Origin of the sequence: Geomonas edaphica, assembly GCF_004917075.1 — a bacterium.
GTDB classification, from domain to species: Bacteria; Desulfobacterota; Desulfuromonadia; order Geobacterales; family Geobacteraceae; genus Geomonas; species Geomonas edaphica.
Window position 1 is genome coordinate 525,072 of record NZ_SSYB01000005.1, and the last position, 18,372, is coordinate 543,443.

Annotated in this window: 9 protein-coding genes and 1 pseudogene; 5 read left to right on the plus strand and 5 right to left on the minus strand. The window is 46.5% G+C overall.

Features of this window, described 5'->3' with window-relative positions:
- Nucleotides 1-194 precede the first annotated feature (194 nt).
- The 5 genes and pseudogenes from E8K79_RS18105 to E8K79_RS18125 form a co-directional block, all read right to left on the minus strand.
- On the minus strand, nucleotides 195-473 hold the full coding sequence (locus E8K79_RS18105) for a hypothetical protein (protein WP_136515931.1): 279 nt from the start codon (nucleotides 471-473) through the stop codon (nucleotides 195-197).
- A pseudogene (locus E8K79_RS18110) lies at nucleotides 470-850 on the minus strand (JAB domain-containing protein); the annotation flags it as partial. The pseudogene E8K79_RS18110 and the gene E8K79_RS18105, both read right to left, overlap by 4 nt.
- Before the next feature lie 214 nt (nucleotides 851-1,064).
- Nucleotides 1,065-2,033 carry a PD-(D/E)XK nuclease family protein gene (locus E8K79_RS18115; protein ID WP_136515933.1) on the minus strand — a complete coding sequence of 323 codons (969 nt, stop codon included), beginning with the start codon at nucleotides 2,031-2,033 and terminating at the stop codon, nucleotides 1,065-1,067.
- 26 nt (nucleotides 2,034-2,059) lie between these two features.
- Nucleotides 2,060-3,055, minus strand: coding sequence for a phage recombination protein Bet (bet, locus tag E8K79_RS18120; protein ID WP_136515934.1), 996 nt, complete (start codon nucleotides 3,053-3,055; stop codon nucleotides 2,060-2,062).
- Between the two features lie 205 nt (nucleotides 3,056-3,260).
- A complete protein-coding gene (locus E8K79_RS18125; RefSeq protein ID WP_136515935.1) occupies nucleotides 3,261-5,102 on the minus strand; it encodes an ATP-binding protein in 1,842 nt (613 codons plus the stop codon).
- Nucleotides 5,103-5,622: 520 nt separating this feature from the next.
- Between E8K79_RS18125 and E8K79_RS18130 the strand changes: the two genes are divergently transcribed.
- The 5 genes from E8K79_RS18130 to E8K79_RS18150 all read left to right on the plus strand — a co-directional run bounded on the left by E8K79_RS18130 (nucleotide 5,623) and on the right by E8K79_RS18150 (nucleotide 18,358).
- Nucleotides 5,623-7,017, plus strand: coding sequence for a restriction endonuclease FokI C-terminal domain-containing protein (locus tag E8K79_RS18130; RefSeq protein WP_136515936.1), 1,395 nt, complete (start codon nucleotides 5,623-5,625; stop codon nucleotides 7,015-7,017).
- A gap of 45 nt (nucleotides 7,018-7,062) precedes the next feature.
- A complete protein-coding gene (locus tag E8K79_RS18135; RefSeq protein ID WP_136515937.1) occupies nucleotides 7,063-9,543 on the plus strand; it encodes a site-specific DNA-methyltransferase in 2,481 nt (826 codons plus the stop codon).
- Nucleotides 9,540-12,143 (plus strand): DEAD/DEAH box helicase, encoded by a 2,604-nt coding sequence (locus tag E8K79_RS18140; protein WP_136515938.1) that lies wholly within the window; start codon nucleotides 9,540-9,542, stop codon nucleotides 12,141-12,143. The genes E8K79_RS18135 and E8K79_RS18140 overlap by 4 nt, the downstream gene beginning before the upstream one ends.
- Complete coding sequence (locus tag E8K79_RS18145) at nucleotides 12,107-13,936, plus strand: ATP-dependent nuclease (RefSeq protein WP_198419846.1); 1,830 nt, start codon at nucleotides 12,107-12,109, stop codon at nucleotides 13,934-13,936. The genes E8K79_RS18140 and E8K79_RS18145 overlap by 37 nt, the downstream gene beginning before the upstream one ends.
- A 219-nt stretch (nucleotides 13,937-14,155) precedes the next feature.
- Nucleotides 14,156-18,358, plus strand: coding sequence for an ATP-binding protein (locus tag E8K79_RS18150; RefSeq protein ID WP_136515939.1), 4,203 nt, complete (start codon nucleotides 14,156-14,158; stop codon nucleotides 18,356-18,358).
- The last annotated feature ends 14 nt before the right edge of the window (nucleotides 18,359-18,372 follow it).

The window sequence follows — 18,372 nt, forward strand, 5'->3', positions numbered from 1 at the left end:
CCAATTCTCATAAAAGCATAAACAGGAACAACTTGTCGCCGAAGACTCGGGCAAGCTCCAGGCATTCTAGTTGCCACCGATGATGACGCTGATATATATACGCAACTGTCGATTCATACATGGCTCTTGATATAAAAAGCTCGGATGAACCCAAAACCGAAGCTTCGGTTTCATCCGAGTTTTGCCAGTTAAGTTCAATACTCATCCGGCAACAACACAGTCGTCGTTGAGCGGTCCCATTCTGTGATGATCCATATCTTGGGTAATCCCTCCTTGATGTAAACCGAAAATAGACGCTCACCATTCTGCAGCGCAAACTCGTTGGCAACTCTGTCATCGTCGCAGACATCCCCCCAGTCTCCAGCCAAGTGCCGTTTCAGCGACAGATGAACGTGCTTCGCAAATTCAGTGTTATCCGCAACCAGATCATTTACGCCTCTCGTCATGAGCAACCTTCCAGGACTGAATTTCATAGCAGCCCCCTTTCGACAAACGAGACGAACTGATCATCGCCAATAATGATGTGGTCAAGGACCGGAATACCGATCAAGTCGCCAGCCTCTTTGAGCCGTCTGGTAATATTCAGGTCTTCAGTGCTGGGACTGGGGTCTCCACTCGGATGATTGTGGACCAGGAGCATAGCCGCTGCGGAACTGAGAAGAGCAGCTTTCATGACTTCCCTGACATGGACTATACTCTGGTTGAGACTGCCTACGGATACCCGATCCAGGCAGACGATCCTGTTTTTGCCATCCAGGTGGAGGCAAAGAAAATGCTCCTTAGTCTCGCAAATCAGGTTGCGGAACATCTCGAAGACCTGAGAGGGTGAGTTGAACCGGTTAGTCGCGATGTAGACTGGCATATCCTCCCTGATAACCTCCCTGCTGAAGACCGGTCTCATGACTCGCATCCGCAACGTTTTGGTGTTGCTGGTTTCGTCAAAGAAAGATTTCGTGTTCATGACGCCTCCAAAAGAAAACGCCCTTGAACCTTGATTGGTGCAAGGGCGTTATGTTGTAATGCGTGTTGCGGATACGGGAACAACCGCAACAGGCGATGGGTATTCAGACTGTTGCTCCTTTGACCGGTCTGCATTCCAGTTTCGTATACCCGGCCCGTCCTTTCAGCACTCCCGGATAAACATCAGGGTACTGCGTCTTCAGCATCTCTGGATCAACTGCCATCGTTGGCGCAACCGACGATACCACCAGGTCAACTTTGGTCGATCTCCCCTTGAAGTTGGGACCGGTAAAATCCAGCAACTCTTGACGGATACTCTTCATCTCCTTATCTGCGCGGTTCTTTGTACTGTTCAGCTTCGCATACTTGCAAGCAAGCATTTCTATTTCCGGTGGCAGTTCCACTTTCGGAAGAGTCATGGCGGGGCAGTCATAACGGTACGCGCAAAAGGCACAGGTTTGCGAGACTGACGGTTGCGCTTCTTCCCTTCCTTCCAAGCAATCAAGAAGATACAGAGCCCGGCAGTAGAGATAGTTGAACAGAGCGTCGTTGTACTCGAATCCATTGAACTGGTGCACCTGACCGGCATTCAGATCAATGGCGAGAATGGAACCGCCCAACTTTCCTTCCGGGTGGTGAATCCGCAACAGACCCAACTGGTACGCAAGCTGGTCGATCCATTGCGGATACGGCTCATCGGGAATGCCGTTGACTGATTTTACCTCGACCACATGCAGTTCCGGTGTACCGTCAAAATCAGCGTAGAACAGAAAATCAATGTGCGCCTTGAGCGGATACTCGGGATGCTGCAACTCTACCTGGGTATCGAAGAGAGGTTTCACGCCTCCCGCAACAAAGATGTTTTCGATCAAAGTTTCCGCAACGTGACCACGGCTGAATTTCAGCAGGGTACTCAGATTCGGCGTTGCTGGCTGTTTCCTCTGCAGGTAAAACTTCCTGGCGCAACTAGCAACATCACTGGAACCGATGTACTGAGTACGGTCCCCCAACTCGGCGCTTTTGTTGCGGCTCAATGCTGGTACTGCAGTCTCGAAAAACGAAGAGAGATTCATTGTTGACTCCTTTCCTGACGCCTAACTTAAAAAGGTTCGTTCTTGAATGGGAAAATCCATCGCTTCTGATCCGGCGACCAGCGGAAGCCGGAAGATTTCAGAACTGCTTTCTCGTTATACGAGTTGGCGGTGATGACCCCGTCAGTACCGTTGAAGCTGATGTCGTAGGAGATGCGCTTTGCGTCCAACAGGGCGATAACCTCCAGCGCGACTGGATCAATAACCTCTTCATGCTTTGGTGCTGGTTGATCGGCAGTTGCCGCTACCTGAGGACGCTTCGAGGTTGCGGGTGGTGTGGCGCGTTGTTGCGGTTGCGGTACTGGTCTCAGCTTTGTTTCTTTCGCTGATTCTTTTGGTTTCTCTCCATCCACTTTTTTGACCGAGGAGAGATGGGATTTCTCAGGGTCGGTCCGTGAGTATTCCGCTTCAATGGCGGGGGTGACGATGTCGCCGTTAGTAAGCTCGAAGCCTGCTCCCAACTCTTCCGGCGAGTAGACACCATGAATGTTGAACGCCTTGCGCAGCGCCTGGCTTTCCGCAACTTTCTTCAGCATGGTCTCCGGCTTTTCTGCCCAAAACCTGGTTGGTTGCCCTTTGTCGGTCTTCTGGCAGTACTCGTTGTAGGAGACCTGTGCGGTAAAAGGCTTGTTACTGTCTTTGCGCCAGACAGTGCATTCGGCAACGAGTTGCTGCGTTGTGACCCATTTGCCATTTTGCAGTTGCGGTACATCATGGATGCAGACGGTAGTCTCGATACCGGCAAGCTGGTTGGTTCTATGGGCAATGGAAAGGAACCCGTCACGTCCTACCATCGGTTCGACTTTGTTGATCCACTGGTCGCCGATTTTCTGACGACGCTTCACGAAGAAAATCTCTCTGGTTATAGGATTCAGGCAAAGCTCTCTGGCTACAGAGAAGCAGTACGCCTGCTCCGCCTTGGTTGCTCCCTGGGGAAAGAACTGCGATTCGATGACCGCCATTTGCTCCCTGTCGAAATCCAGTTTTGCGACTGCGTTACTCATTGTGAACTCCTTTTGTTGATGATTTCTGGTTACGTTACCTGCTGCTAAAACGCGACTAATCGGTTGGTTGAGAGTCACCTCCTTCGTCAATGCGTCTGAACAGACGAATGCGCTCTTCGGGATGAACCGGAATGGCAATGCTCGATTTGTGATGGATGATTGGTACTGCCGGAAAAGTGCTGAACTGCGAAGAACTACTGCGGGGCTATACTGCTCCGAATCCTATCCTGCCGGTGGAGCCGTTGCGCTTCATTCGGCTCGCGATTTCCTCTTTGGCGATCTCTATGAGTGTATTGCTGTCGATGATTGTGATACCACGGTAGGCAAGTAATCGCACTGCCCTGTCAACTACAAGCCGAATTTCTCCACCGGAAAGTGCCAGGTCTGCAAGTCGTCCAATATCGACATCTCCCGCCAACCGCTCCAGGGGGAGATGGCTTCTCCATAGCTCCATACGTAGATTTCTGTCTGGGGCGGGCAGCTCCAATTTAAAGATGAAACGCCGCGAAAATGCTGCATCGAGCAGGTCCCTTCGGTTTGTTGTGCCGACTATTATTCCTGTGAATTTTTCCAGTCCTTCGAGGAACAGATTCTGGAGATTGTTATTCATCCTATCGACTGAACTGGTTCCAGCGTCACGAGTACCTAAAAGCTGATCAGCCTCATTGAAAAGCAGTACTGGCGATTTACCCAGTTCCCTCTGAAGGGTGGCATAATCGTCAAAGACGCGCCGGACATTCTGCTCTGACTCACCCACCCAACAGCTCAATACCCGTGATGCGTCGATCTTGAGAAGTGGCAGACGAAGTTCAGACGCGATCATCTGTGCCGTTAACGTTTTTCCTGTACCAGGGGGACCAAAGAGCAAAACCGTACTGCCTGTCGGTGAGCCCCATGCTGTCGGAAGTGATGAGTGCCAACTCCTTCGGATTTCCTGCCCTTGCTGAGACTCACTGAATATAATGGATTGGATGGCTTCCATGACCTTGGGCGGAAGCATGACTGAGTCCTTTCTGATATTAGGCTCCTCAAGATCGAAGAGAGTATTCTTCCTGACCCGACTTTTCAGTTCCTGTGAGGAGCACAAATCAGATTGTTTGCCGAGAAGAGCCTTGATGCCTAACTGAGTCAACCTGATGGACTCGCCAAATTCACCACGCGTGCCTTCCACAAGTTTCTTTTCCAACAAAGGGCTTTTCTCGCCGAAAAGATGTTCCCTCACTTGCTTCCGGCAAATCCGGCCACGGGCAAACAATCCAGTTACATCTGAAGGATCACTGAAGTCGAATTTCAGATTGCCATCCCGCCTTGCTAATAGTCCACACAGGGCCAAAAGTTGAAGTACACTCAGGTAATACTTTTGCTGAGCTGTAGCAGCTGGAAGGGGGCAAGTTGAAATCTCTACTCGCTGAACGATCCTTCGGTACCATCCTTCCGGTTGAAGGTTCACCAGATCAACATCGGGATCAGTCACCCGGTACAGGTCGCTCTCGTCGTGAATTATGGCAAATAAATAGGAGAACACTGCATCAAGGTAACAATCATTGGAGGCGAAGGAACGGCTATAGTCGGGACTTACTCCCATAGCCCGGTGGAAGGTTTCGCCCAATTCCAAACTTGCTTGGAGATAGCAGAACGGTGGCTGGTCGGTGAATGCTACACCCGGCCTAACGATGACCCTTAGCCACCCTCTTTCTTTCAATTCCGCAATCCCTTTCAAGTAAACAACCGTGCTTTCCGGATCGTAGACCAACTTGGTGACGATCTCTTCCCCTAATGTGAAAGTGTCATCACCTACCTTCGCACTCACAATATAGGCAAGTGCTCCTATTGCCGGATCGGAAAGCTTTTTGAGGCAGGAGGGCTTTCCGCGTACAGAACCGATGACTCCCTTGAGCAGTGCTGATTCATCATCGTACGTCGGCACGAATTTTTGCCGGCTCTTCTTCTTCTGCCTTACCCATAGCTCCTTCATTTCCTCCTCATGGTTTTCTTTCGCCTGCTCATGTCGAGATGCGACACAAATGAGGTACTGGACAAGCTCCATAGGCTCCTCCCTTAAGATGATTGGTGATGCTGGTTTCGTTACGACTAGATGAAATCTGAAAATGAACGCAGATGGGCACAGTGCATTTCAGCGTTGCACAAAAATTGCTGATCGGAATGGTTGTGAGGAATATACGACCGGTGCGGTCTCGGGGTGAGGAATCTGACAACTTTCTGGGGCGTTAGGAGGCTGGGGGGGGGAGTGCCCAATTGATCATCTTGTGTGTACTGTAGCAAAAAAAATCAATAAAGTCAAAAACATAGAGTTGGTTTGAGCTTTACAAATTCTGATAACTTTCTTGATAATCAGAATGATGATTGGAAGTTGCATATTAATTAGAATTTGTCGCCATGGGTAAACGGTTGACTTTGGAGGGGAAACAGTGTATTAACATTGCGTAATTTCATGTAGTTATGGAGGGTAAAGAGATGGGTTCGGTGCCCTTCAAAGGTCTTGCTCATACTTAAGCCGCATTGTCTAGTTACTGCTGACATGTGGCTTTTCTTTTTTGGGAGGGGAAATGTCTATTCTTGATGAGAAGCAGCGTCAAAGAGCTGTCGAAGTTATGGAAGAATACTTACATGCCCCTGCAGGTATCGGTGGTTACGCCGGTGGTAAAACACCAGTGGAAGACGATGCTGAATTAGATGCAAAGCGTGTAGAGGTAATTCAGACTCTGCTGCATCCTCTTCTCTCAAGCTTCCTCGATGGACAAATCTCGGTTCAGGATTTTAAGTCTAAAGTAGACAGCATTAACAAAAAAAATGAGCTGTGGGGTTTCAAGGGCATAAAAGGGCAAATGTTTTTCAATATGGTTGTAAACGTAGCTGCAGATGATCTAGAAGAATGTAAACAGGAAATGATCAGTGCGCTCGCTGCTCCAGACAATGATACGCTTGCATCAAGTCGGATTAAAACATTTGCTAGCTATGTGAAACGCTTAGGCGAGGCATGGGTCAGTGCTGGTAATACAAAATATGGGGCACCTAAGATCGGTAGCATTCCATTTTTTCTTTCCTATTTCTGGCAGGTTCAAAATCGTCAATTATGGCCTACGTACTACACCACAAGTGTCCAGGCTTTAACCGATTTGAATCTTTGGCAGCCGACTGACGATATTGCTTCAGACTATGTTGCATTCAAAAAACTGCATGAGGAACTAGCTGAACTTTTTTCAGATAAATCAGGCTCCTTGTTCGACTTGTACCGGGTTGAGCATGTGTTATGGTACAAAGGTAATCTGAATAAAGCAGTTATTGCCAAACCCGCTATTCCTGTTCCCGCTGCACAGGATGATGCACGACCCTCTCCCCCACCCAATCTTGAAACGTTACCTGATAGTTACCTTCCTCCCATTATTTCAGTTCTCCCCGCAATGTCACGTAACGAGCCAGCAATGATAGAGGCGGCCGGTCGGTCGGGCATATCTTTAGATAGGGCTTTTGAGAAATATATAAATGCTGCTTTTTCTATCTTGGGGTATGAAACGAAGCTACTCGGACAGGGAAGCGGTCGAGTCCCCGACGGCCTTGCATACGCGGATGATTATAATTATGCCATCATTTGGGATGGAAAGATTAGAGCTGATGGCTACAAAATTGGGACTGATGATCGGACTATTAAAGATTACATTACGACCCAAAGCAGAGAAATGAAGAGGAAAAGGACCTATAGGAATATTTATTACTTTGTAATTTCAAGCTGTTTTGCTGATGATTACGATGATCTTGTTCGATCAATAAAAATGGATACCGATGTGAATGAAGTAATTTTTCTTGAGATTGAAGCGCTAGTAGCAATGGTTGAGGCAAAACTCAGAGACCCTTTACAAATTACAATCGGTCCAGATGCGTTGCAGAGGCTTTTTAGTTGTAGCGGTATTTTGACATCGAGAAATGTCCAAGACATGCTGTAGATGATGAAAAAATTATGGTTGCTTAAACAGGTGAGAGCTTAGGCTATGTCCCAAATAACTGAAAATGAACGTATGGAATTAATTCGTCTACTGCAGGCAGGGGAGGCGATACCTGCGCATTGGCGCGCAAAGCTATTCCCCAGTGGGATGCAGAGCGTAGAGATAGGTAAGGAGTACCGCCTGGAATATGCCGGGAAGATGAAGCGTGAGCAGGTTCTGGCGGAGACTCCTGCGGCGCCGTGGCAGCTGGTTAGGCATTTTGCCGAGGAGCGGCCACATGGTGACGGATGGCGTAATCTGCTTGTCTGGGGAGACAATCTCCTGGCGTTACGCGAACTCCTTGCCGACCAGCAAGGTCCAGATCGTTTCGGTACACGAGAGAAGATCAAGCTTATCTATATTGATCCCCCGTTTGCCACCAAGCAAGATTTTATGAAGGATAAGGAGAAGGCGTATCGGGACAAGGTTCTCGGGGCACAGTTCATAGAATTTTTGCGCCGTAGGCTCATCTTGTTAAAAGAAATACTTGCATCTGACGGAAGTATTTATGTTCATCTTGATACAAAAAAGAGCCATTACTTGAAGGCTATTCTTGATGAGGTTTTTGGAGAGGAAAACTTTAAGAACGAAATTGTCTGGAAAAGAACGAGTGCCAGAAGTGACGCAGTCTCCTGGGGGCCGATACACGATACCATTTTATTTTACAGTAAGTCAGAAAGTTACATCTGGAACAAATGTTTTCAGGATTATGATGCTAAGTACCTCAAATCGAAGTATACCGGCTATGACGAGCGAGGAAGGTACACAACTGACAATCTTACTGCTGCAGGATTAAGGAATGGATTTTCTGGTAAACCTTGGCGGGGACTTGATCCAGCTGAGTTTGGCGGACACTGGAAAGTTAATCGCGCGGCTGTAGAAGCATTAGTTGGACATGAAGTTGCTGCTTCAATGAACACTCAACAAAAATTGGATCTGTTGGATGCCAATGGCTATATCTACTGGCCTGCTAAGACAAAGGCTGGCGAAACTGGGCGTCCTCGATTCAAAAAATATCTTGGTGCTGGTGTAGCAATTCAAGACATCATAACTGACATTTCACCGGTTAATTCACAGGCTGAGGAGCGTGTTGACTACCCTACTCAAAAACCAGAAGACCTCCTCGAACGAATCCTTAAAGCTTCATCGAACGAAGGAGACATTGTCCTCGACTGTTTTTCAGGTAGTGGGACAACTATAGCTGCAGCTGAAAAAACTGGTCGTAGATGGATAGCAATGGACTGCGGAAAGCTGGCAGTTTACACATTACAGAAGCGGCTATTTTCACTTACTACTACTATAGGATCAGCAAAAAAAGATGAACGTCTAGAAACAGAGCGCCTTGGAGAGTGGGATGAGCATGTTAAGAAAAATGCCACTCTTCTCCTTATCACTGAAAAAGCCAGAAAAGGCGAATGTAACATTACGCTGGACCTGCTGCACGATCTTACAGCTCTGATCGACAAGCATGATCTGCTCAAGAAAGGCACTCCGCTCTCAATCGCCTGTCCAGAAGCAAACCTGTGCATTCTGCCGGACCGGATGGATGACATAGAACCGGGTGACGGCCCCGGCGAGAAGCGCATCACCGTGGATGGGAGAGAGTTCCGAATTTCTTTGATTGCGCCGAAAGAAAAGCCGGAGCGTGAAAAGCCCCTATCACCCAAGGAATTTGCCCTGTATCGCGCAGGACTATATGACATGGGGGCGCTGCGAGGGATGCCATGGCAGGAGTACAGGCCATTTGTTCTTAAGCTTTTCGGTGTGCGCGAAGAGGCACACCACCGCTATGGCATTGAATTGGACGGCTATATCGGTACCCACTCCACATTGGTTTGGAACTATCCGGATCACCCCACGCTGACGCTTGACTACGGCTTTGTGAGCAATCTACATCAGAATCTGCGTGGGAAGGTAGGAGAACGGTTCTATATAATTGCTCCAACAGTGGCAATGGACTTTGCCGAGGATGAGATTGCACATGGTGGCGCGGTCTATGTCTTTCTTAAAGTTCCGATCTCCATCATTCTGCGCCTAATTCAAGAGCATGAGCCTGGCGCACTTAAACAGCCGGTGCGTGAGGCGGATGTGAATGAGGTCATCGACGCCATCGGTTTTGATTTTATTTCTCAGCCGGTAGTTAAGTACAAGGCTCGTAGCAATCAGAAAGGGCTTCTTCCTGAATTGTTGGTGGAGGTGAGCGAGTTCCGATCCAAGACACTGACAACTGATCCAGAGGATTTTGCGAATTTCGAGACGTTTTCGATGGCCATGGTTGATCTCAACTATGACGGTGATGTCTTCCGCCTCGATCGTGTCTTCTGGGGTGAAGACTTGCTAAAGGCTGCGGGTGGTTTGGAAAAGGCTAAAACACTTGAAATTTGTATCCCAGAACAGGAGTTCAAGGGGGGTAAGATGATGGTTATTCTCTGCGACCGCTACGGGAATGAGAAGACGCTCGTTTTTGGAAAAGGGGACTTTAAATGAGCGTACAATTCCGCATCAGCGATCAGGTCCTCCGTGTTGAAGATGCCAGTGATGCTACCGAAGCGATAGTGCATAAATACGATGCTTTTCTGAATCTTTTGCATACCGGCAATCATGCCTTTCTGCGCGACGCCGCGCGACAGACGCTCCGCTTTCTCGTTTCTGCAAAGTACCCCGACTTAGAGCGGCTGGCACGGGAGAACTGGAACAGCAGACCAGTGTTGGCTCCGCGACATGACGATAGCATTGATGTCTTTTTAGGTAAGATGCCATTGCGTGACCGGAAATCGGCTACTCTTGACATCGCCACCGGTGGTGGAAAGAGCTTCCTCATGTATGGTATAGCAGCCATTGCCCTGGCCGAGGGGTTGGTGGATCGAGTGCTGGTGCTGTGTCCATCCTTGACCATCGAGGATGGCTTGCTTGAGAAATTCAATGCATTATCCAGCAATCCACAGCTAGCGGAAATTATGAAATCCCTAGGTGCTGTGGTAGCGATTCCTGGAGTTAAGCGAGGGAATGAAACGATACAGCCTGGAGACATTTGCATTGAAAACATTCACGCAGTTTATACCAATGCTGGTTCTTCCATTGCCGACAGCTTCAAGGGGCGCGGGGGGCGTACGCTGGTGTTGAACGATGAGGCGCACCACCTGTTCAGCCCAGACGACAGTGACGAAGCGTCCATGAAGAAGTGGCTGCAGTTTTTGGTAAACCCTGAGTATGGTTTTCGATACTTGATCCACGCCACCGGCACTGCTTACACTGGTAATGAATATTTCCCTGATGTTATCTACCGGTTCGGGCTGAAACAGGCAGTTGAGGCGAAAGTCGTCAAAAAGCCCGATTATATTCTTGAAGAAACCTACAAAAGACAGAGCTGGGAAAAAATCTATTCAGTTCATCAACAGAATTGGAAGGAGTACGGCACTAAGGTTCGGCCACTTACGATTGTTGTCACCAAGGACATCGCGGAGTGTGTGGAGCAGTGGAAACTCTTGGTTGATTTCCTGGTAAAAAAGGAAAAGATCAGCCGCATGGAGGCAGAGCAAAAGGCAATTTGGGTTACTTCTGGCATACCCACTGCCAAAGCTGCCAAAGATCGCGTTGCTGCTGCATATTGCCCACGAGATGGGAAAGATTCCCCTGACAAGCGTCGCAAGGAAAATCTGACCGCACTGAAAAGCGTTGACAACCAGTCTAGCCCAGTGGAGTGGATCGTTTCAGTTAGCATGCTCACGGAGGGCTGGGACGTAAAAAATGTCTTTCAAATCGTTCCACATGATTCACGAGCATTTGGCTCTAAACTTTTGATTGCGCAGGTGCTGGGACGTGGCTTGCGGGTGCCACCGTCACTAGACGTACTTCCGCTGGTTAAAGTCACGAACCACGAAGCCTGGTCGAGCGAAATCGGAAATTTGTTGAAGGATGTGCTGGAAGTGGAAAGTACACTTTCTTGGGGCTACGACAGCCGAAGGGATGAGTTTGTCTTTCCCCTTTACAACCTCAGTTATGAACTGGTGGATCAGACAGTCGAGACGAAGAAGCAAAAGGCGATCGATATTAAGCTGGAGCTGAAGCCGCAAAGCCGCATGAGTACGGAGTATTCGACCTTTTCTGAAAGCGGTAAACTTGCTATTGAAATGCTGCATGAGGACATCCAGGAGGTTGAATATGCTGTCTGCATGCTGCATGACTTCATTGCTGACAAAGACAAGAAGTTGGGGGAGAAGTGGCCAAAGAGTAGAATAAGAAAACTGATTGTGGAAGCACTGCAGGCCGGAGGATATGACCATACCTTTTTAAGCAAGGAAAATCTTTCACTGGTGCAGCAGGCATTTGGCCCGCTTTTCCGAGATGTGGATAGGGAACATCCGCGTAAGACTCAAAAGGCAAAAGATCAGATCGTTGCCGTTGACTACCGGACCTCAATACGACAGTCATTTTCCGAAAGTCGGGTCAAAGAAAGTGGTGCGGTGTACCATGTAAATGGGGATGATAAACCTTTTAACAAGGATGAAACTCCCTTGTGGGATCAGTACTGCAAATGGCGTAAGATTGCAGAGATCGATGAGAGTTCCCTCCATGACGACGCTCAAGCTATCATCAAACGCCTTCATAAGGTTGACGCTACGAGATTCAAGACCCCCACAAATGTACTCTATGCCAGCCATAAGCCAGAACGGCAATTCAGCGATCTCCTGTTCGAGAACAGTGCTCTGATAGAGTCCTTCATCAAGCCGCCTGATCGAGGATGCTACTCTTTTCCATACTCCTACAAGCCAGCCAAAACGGGCAAGACCCACACTGTTAATGAGTTCTTCAATCCAGACTTCTTCATTCGCCTAAAAGACTCCCACGATGTACTGGTGGTGGAGATTAAGCAGGATGGCGACGACAATAACCGGAACAAGGCCAAGTTCCGAGACGCGAAAGTGCATTTTAAAAGGCTGAATGAGGTGCTGCAAGAAGCCGCTGAGTTGTGGCGTTATCATTTTTACTTCCTCTCGCCAGAAGATTATACAGGGTTTTTCGACCGGATTCGCGAGGGGAAATTTGATGGATGGAAATCCTCTTTAATGCAGGAATTAACAAAATAGAATTGTTGCATTGGGTAGACCAATGTGATTGTCTTTTTAATGCGAATATATTGGGGGAAGAAATAATGAAGCTTTGTCGTTTGATCCTGCATAATTTCAGGTCTATAAAAGATATTGATCTTGCTGTTAAAGATTATAGCCTATTAGTCGGCAAAAATAACTCTGGTAAATCTACTATTATTAATGCTCTTAGAATGTTTTATGAAGATGGAATTAAGTTCTCTGATAAAGTAGACTTCCCAAAGTTTAATACAGACGACCAAGAAAGCTGGATTGAATTACAATACATCACTACTACAGATGAGCAAAATGGGCTTAAAGAAGAATATAAATCTGATGACAGTATCCTGAAAGTAAGAAAATATTTTAAATCAGAACAAGGTTTAGTCCAGGCAAATCAAAGTAATATATATAGTTACGAAAATGGCTTACTTTCCAAAAACCTATTTTATGGCGCTAAGAATATCTCACAATCTAAGCTTGGTAATTTGATTTATATACCCGAAATAAGCAAAACTGATGATACTTTGAAATTATCAGGGCCGTCTCCTTTTAGGGAAATGGTAAATTTCGTTATGAAAAAGGTTGTTTCTGATAGCGAAAGTTACTCAACGCTTAAGACCGCATTCGAAGGATTTAACGATAAGTTCAAAGACGAAGCTACCAAAGATGGTTTTTCTCTTAACGCATTGGTGGATGATATTAATAGAGAAATCGAAACTTGGAAGATAAAATTTGGAGTAGAAATAAACCATATCATGCCAGAAGATATAATCAAAAATCTTCTTGCACATCATATAGAAGATGAAGCTCTTGGTGGACAACGAGTTTCAGTTGGTTCTTATGGCCAGGGGCTACAAAGACACTTGATTTATACCTTGATAAGGTTGTCATCAAAATATGCTGACAAGAAAGAACAGAAGAAAAAAGAATTTTCTCCAGATTTTGTTCTGATATTGTTTGAGGAGCCAGAAGCTTTCTTGCATCCAACACAGCAAATTAACATGAATATCGGTTTGCAAGCCATATCAAAAGAGGAAGACCATCAAGTTTTAGTTACGACGCATTCACCTATTTTTGTCAGTAAAAATATTGAAGACTTAACGTGCATTACAAAATTGAGAAAGGTAGGAGCAGAGACCAATGCTTATCAATTAACACGTGAATGCTTGGATGAACTAGGAGATAATAATATAGGCCTGTATAAACATTTTAGCTCATTGTTAGCAGATGCTACCACCCCTGAAGCATTAAAGAAAAAAATACAAAACAAAAATTTAGGCGAAGATCCACCTAACGAAGCGCAAAAGCTAGATGATGAGTCATTCAAATACTTTCTTTGGTTGGATTCTGAGCGGTCGTCATTGTTTTTTGCAAGACATGTGATTATATGCGAAGGTGCTACTGAAAAAATATTTCTTGACTATTTGATTAATCAGGTTTGGACGGATTTAAAGGATAACCATATATATTTTTTAGATTCAATGGGTAAATTCAATGTCCACAGATATATGAACCTTTGTGGGCGGTTGGGTATTCCGCACTCTGTATTAATAGATAGCGATAAAGATGCTGATATTCACGGGGTAATCAACACTTTTATAGATAATAATAAGAATGATTTTACTGCAAAAACATATGCTTTTGATGTTGACATAGAGGGTTTTTTAGGTATTGGAAAGCCTACAAGAAATGATCAAAAGCCTTTAAACATTATATCCAAGTACCATAAAGGTGAAATTTCAGTAGCTAAGATAGACGAGTTAAAGGGTGTGATAAACGCTTTATTCTGACAGACAATTACAAATTGTAGAGCGATTCCATTGCAAACCCTTGCTCGGTCAGTTGGAAACAGGTGATTCTGCCATTTAAAGCTGATGGCATAGGAAGTTCCTTTTACCGTATTGCCACAGGAATGTGATGGCTTTTGTCGCCACAATTAACGATTTTCGACGTCAAATCCGTCGATTTTGGAAAGGCATTTAAAGCAGAACTGTGAGGGCTGAGCATAAATGGCATCTGGTGCAAAAGCAGCCCTTCAGGGCTATCGACTGCAGGCTCTCTATTCGCTCGCATGCATTCTCCATCCAAATTCTCACGGCTTAGTTTTCCAGCCTGAAGGCAATGAGGATTTAGCAGTATATCGTGGCGATAGTCTCATTCGAGTTGTTCAAATAAAAGCCTACACTGACCCACTCACCTTATCCTGCTTTTCTCCAGATAAGCCACAGTCGTTTTTCCACAGAGCCGCCAACCTTACCACACGCGAAAACCTTAAAGTCGATGTTGTTAGCTTCGGCCCTATTGGAACGGAATTAGAGGGTGCTTGGTCTTCTCAAGTACGCCACGAAACCTCAGTCCGCAAAAAGTTGCGTGACTTCAAATTTACCGACGGTCAGATCGACAGACTTTTTGATGGAGTACAGTGGAGTCGAGCGAAGGAGGATGACTTAAAGAACGAAGTCTATGAATTTCTCCGTAACAGTCTTGCGGGTGGTGACCCGGAGAGCGCCTTCGATCTTCTTGTTGCCTGGCTTTATGTAGCTTCAGAGAACCAGCGTAGGATTACCTATACCGACCTCATTTCAAAGATCAATGCAGTCGGTCGCTATATTGCTGAGCGCACAGCACATCATCAGGAATGGTTTACCTCAATTGTGCCAATTGAGGACACTCAGATTAATGCGACTCAAAGCGAGCAACTCGCAAAGGAATTTTATTGCGGGGTCGCAACGCGTTACTCACATATCCTTGCTGATATTGATGTTCCTCGTTCAAATAAGCTCTATGAAATAGACAAAGCTTTCTCCGGCGGCACTCGTGTTGTCGTAGTTCATGGTGCTTCAGGGCAGGGGAAGACCACCATCGCTTTGCGTTACTTACATGATTTTGTCCCAGAGGAGTGGCGATTTGCGATCCGGTATGTTCAGGACCGCACTCACGCCAGTCTTGTGGCCAATGCGCTGGCCGACCATCTCCGAGTTATTGATGCTCCAATGTATATCTACATTGACGTTTCTCCCCGCGACCATGAATGGCCGGAGCTTGTTCGAGAACTTCTTGATCAAAAAAATATCAGAATCCTTGTCACCATACGTGAAGAGGACCTTGCTCGGAAGGTCTCTTCTGATGCCGAACTTGGATTCCCCCTGACAATTGCTCTCGATTTTGACCAAAACGAGGCTAGGTCTATTTTTGAAAGGCTCTCGGAGCGGGGTGTTGCGAAAATTTATCCCGCTTTTGAGGATGCATGGTTGCGTTTTGGAGGCGAGGGCCCTCTCCTCGAATTTGTCTTTTGTATAACGCAGGTCGATTCACTGAAAGATCGCCTCCATCACCAGGTGATGCGTCTTCGTGATGAGGTACGGGCCGGAACCCTGGCTCAGGAAGAATTAGGTTTTCTGCGGGCTTGTTCTGTCGCGACAGCCTACGAAGCACGTATCGACATTGCTTCTTTAGCAAAAGCGCTACAGTTGCAGGACCCTTTTCGTACCCTTCAACTATTAGAGCGGGAATACCTGCTGCGTCCAACAGAAGACAAGCTTCACATCGAGGCTCTTCATCCGATTAGGTCAGAAATCCTGTCATGTGAATTGACTGATCCAGCTTTCGCTTCATGGCAAGATACCGCTTTAATGGTAATTCCCCACATTCCGGAATCGGATCTTGAGTCTTTCCTTTTATATTCATTTGCCCGTAAGCCTGCAGATGTTAACACTTTAATCGGGGCTCTCGAACAATATCATCCGAAGACATGGACTGGAGTTGCTGCAATCTGGCGTGCTTTGATGTGGCTAGGAATGCGGGAGTATGTAATTGCCAATCAGGAGCTTATTGCGGAGGCGCAAAAATGCTTTGGCGATGGTTGGTTCTTTTTTCTGAAGTATGACGTTGCGGGTGTAGCACCAGGTGCAGATGAAAAGCTACTGGAAGCATTGGAGACATTCAATCTCTCTTCGCCTGAGTTGGCTCGGGCATTCCGTGCAAGACAAACTGATCCTCCGACTGCTTTCAATCGTTTATATGTCTTGGGTAAAACTGCTGAGATAGATCCAGCGCCTCCAGCTAACGCCTCAGACTGGGATGGTTTTGCCGAAGTCTATTTTTGGGCAGTTCATTTGAGCATTGAAAATGTATTGCACAATACCATTCGAGGCATTGATCTTTCCTGGCCGCTTGTGCATTTGTCGCTTCGCAGTCTAGGAGAGGTTATTTTGAGTTTGTCACTCGGTCCAAAAGATGTCATTCAATCAAAAATTGAACCGTTCCGGAATAAAATTATAGATAGATTTCGTAACGAAACGAAGACGTTTTTTGTTGAGGAAAACGAAAAAGCTACCCGCGCTCACTTCATTGTTCCTGTTGAACTCCTTCAGGGAAATCAGAAAGAACCTGCTGATAATAACAGCTCGGGAAGGATTCTCGACAACGAAACGCGCCGTCTTCTTGAATTGTTGAGGTTATTTTTTCCAGACAGCAAGGCATATGGTCTTCAAGGGTACGGTCACAATACACGTTTGATTCCTCTTCCTTATGATCCGACTCACAAGACCGCGGTCGATGCCGAATATCTGCCGCCTCGGTGGCCAGTGACTAGCAATGCAATATTCCGTAATTTAGGGGACTGGTTGCGTCGACCTGCATCGTGGCGAGAGTATGCCGAGACAGTCATTGAGATACGTGAACAGGTGGTTGACACATTTAGCGGTCTAAAAAAAGGATTAACAGGATATTTTGAGGGCAGCAAGCCGGGAGTGCTTGGCAAACGAGTTCCACAAGAACTGTGGGATAAATGTGTCCATGCGACAAATCAGACGTTAAAACTCCCAAAAATTGCCTTGGATGAATGGGGGTTTGCCGGCGAAGGTGCGGAGCCTTTTCAGGGTGAGACTGGTCAGATTCGGACAGGGAAACAACAAATCTCCATAGCTTCTGCCCCCTTAGCTCAGGCTTACCGCCAATATCTCAAAGCCCTAAATGATTATCTTTCCTCTCTTCGTAATTTCTTTGGGGAGCAGACTGCAGCCATTCTCATAGTGAACGGCCAAATTGGTCGGTTGACTTCGATGCAGGAGCGGCATTTGTTAATCAACCGCTCCAAAACCCTTGGATTCAACCCTGATGCTGTCAGACTCAGCATTTACAATCTATCGGAAGCGTGGAAAGCTCTCCCCGCGCTACAAAGTGCTTTTAGGAAACGTCTGGGGTGTTACATTGGAAATGACCGACTCCTGAAGCTTGAGCGAAGAGAGCAGGAGCTTTTTCCAGTAACATGGGCTTTATGGTTCCAGTTCGTTAATAAACCCGAATTAAAATTTAACGCTGCCGATTTACGTTCACTATCCTACATGGATCGCATCTTAAAAGATCTCCAAAAAAATTTGAGGATGGAACTGGAGGGACACCAATCGCCGGGCTGGAAATACAGGATTATAAGCGAGGAAGTCCCATGGGAGGAGAGTTCGGCGCTTTGGCTTGCACTCGATGCAGATGAACCCCTTGGTATGTTTGAGGGGCTAGAAAACCTTCTTCAGTTGCTCAAGGCGGCAATCCGGCCCTTAGACATTGGCACCCTCAAACAGTATGTTCTGGATCACAACTGGACTCACATACTTATCGTTCCTTTTTTATCGGGACGGTATTTTGGAGACGGAATTTGGTGTTTACCTTCATATCTTTTTTATGGAGAGGATGAAATCATTACCGCAGCTCGAACGTGTTATCTGGCACCTAAGGAACCCGATTCATCGGTGTTGACTCAGCTCAATATTGAAACTATACCTTTATCCTCAATGGACAAAATGCGTTTATTCCAGGAGGCCATGGGCCAGTTGTTTCTTCTTGTGGATCATATTTCTGACTTGCGCAAGATTCCCGATGACCTCGACGAAGCAGGCAATACCTTATTCCGAGAATATCTCCAGAGTAAGGCCAACGAAGTATCAAATGCTTTTGGTACAATGAGCAACTGCATTGTAGACCTTCTAGGAAATTATCCTTCTGAAAAGGAACTAGAACATCATCCTCATCTAGTTGCTGCTGGCTTGCTCATGACTAAACTTAAGGACAATATCTTCCCAGAGGCAGGCATGAATATGGAAGTTTCTCTGAATTTGTCGGAGTTTGACCAATGGGCAGAGCGGTTAAAAGAGGGACTGAGTTTGATAGGGATCATTCGCTTGTTCTATGCTGCTGATGCGATTCAATCCAAATGATTTTGTAATAAGAG

What these genes read in the sequence shown, in the direction of transcription:
- E8K79_RS18105 (WP_136515931.1), bottom strand. Translation starts at nt 473, where the DNA reads ATGAAATTCAGTCCTGGAAGGTTGCTCATGACGAGAGGCGTAAATGAT.
- E8K79_RS18115 (WP_136515933.1), bottom strand. Translation starts at nt 2,033, where the DNA reads ATGAATCTCTCTTCGTTTTTCGAGACTGCAGTACCAGCATTGAGCCGC.
- bet (WP_136515934.1), bottom strand. Translation starts at nt 3,055, where the DNA reads ATGAGTAACGCAGTCGCAAAACTGGATTTCGACAGGGAGCAAATGGCG.
- E8K79_RS18125 (WP_136515935.1), bottom strand. Translation starts at nt 5,102, where the DNA reads ATGGAGCTTGTCCAGTACCTCATTTGTGTCGCATCTCGACATGAGCAG.
- E8K79_RS18130 (WP_136515936.1), top strand. Translation starts at nt 5,623, where the DNA reads ATGTCTATTCTTGATGAGAAGCAGCGTCAAAGAGCTGTCGAAGTTATG.
- E8K79_RS18135 (WP_136515937.1), top strand. Translation starts at nt 7,063, where the DNA reads ATGTCCCAAATAACTGAAAATGAACGTATGGAATTAATTCGTCTACTG.
- E8K79_RS18140 (WP_136515938.1), top strand. Translation starts at nt 9,540, where the DNA reads ATGAGCGTACAATTCCGCATCAGCGATCAGGTCCTCCGTGTTGAAGAT.
- E8K79_RS18145 (WP_198419846.1), top strand. Translation starts at nt 12,107, where the DNA reads ATGGAAATCCTCTTTAATGCAGGAATTAACAAAATAGAATTGTTGCAT.
- E8K79_RS18150 (WP_136515939.1), top strand. Translation starts at nt 14,156, where the DNA reads ATGGCATCTGGTGCAAAAGCAGCCCTTCAGGGCTATCGACTGCAGGCT.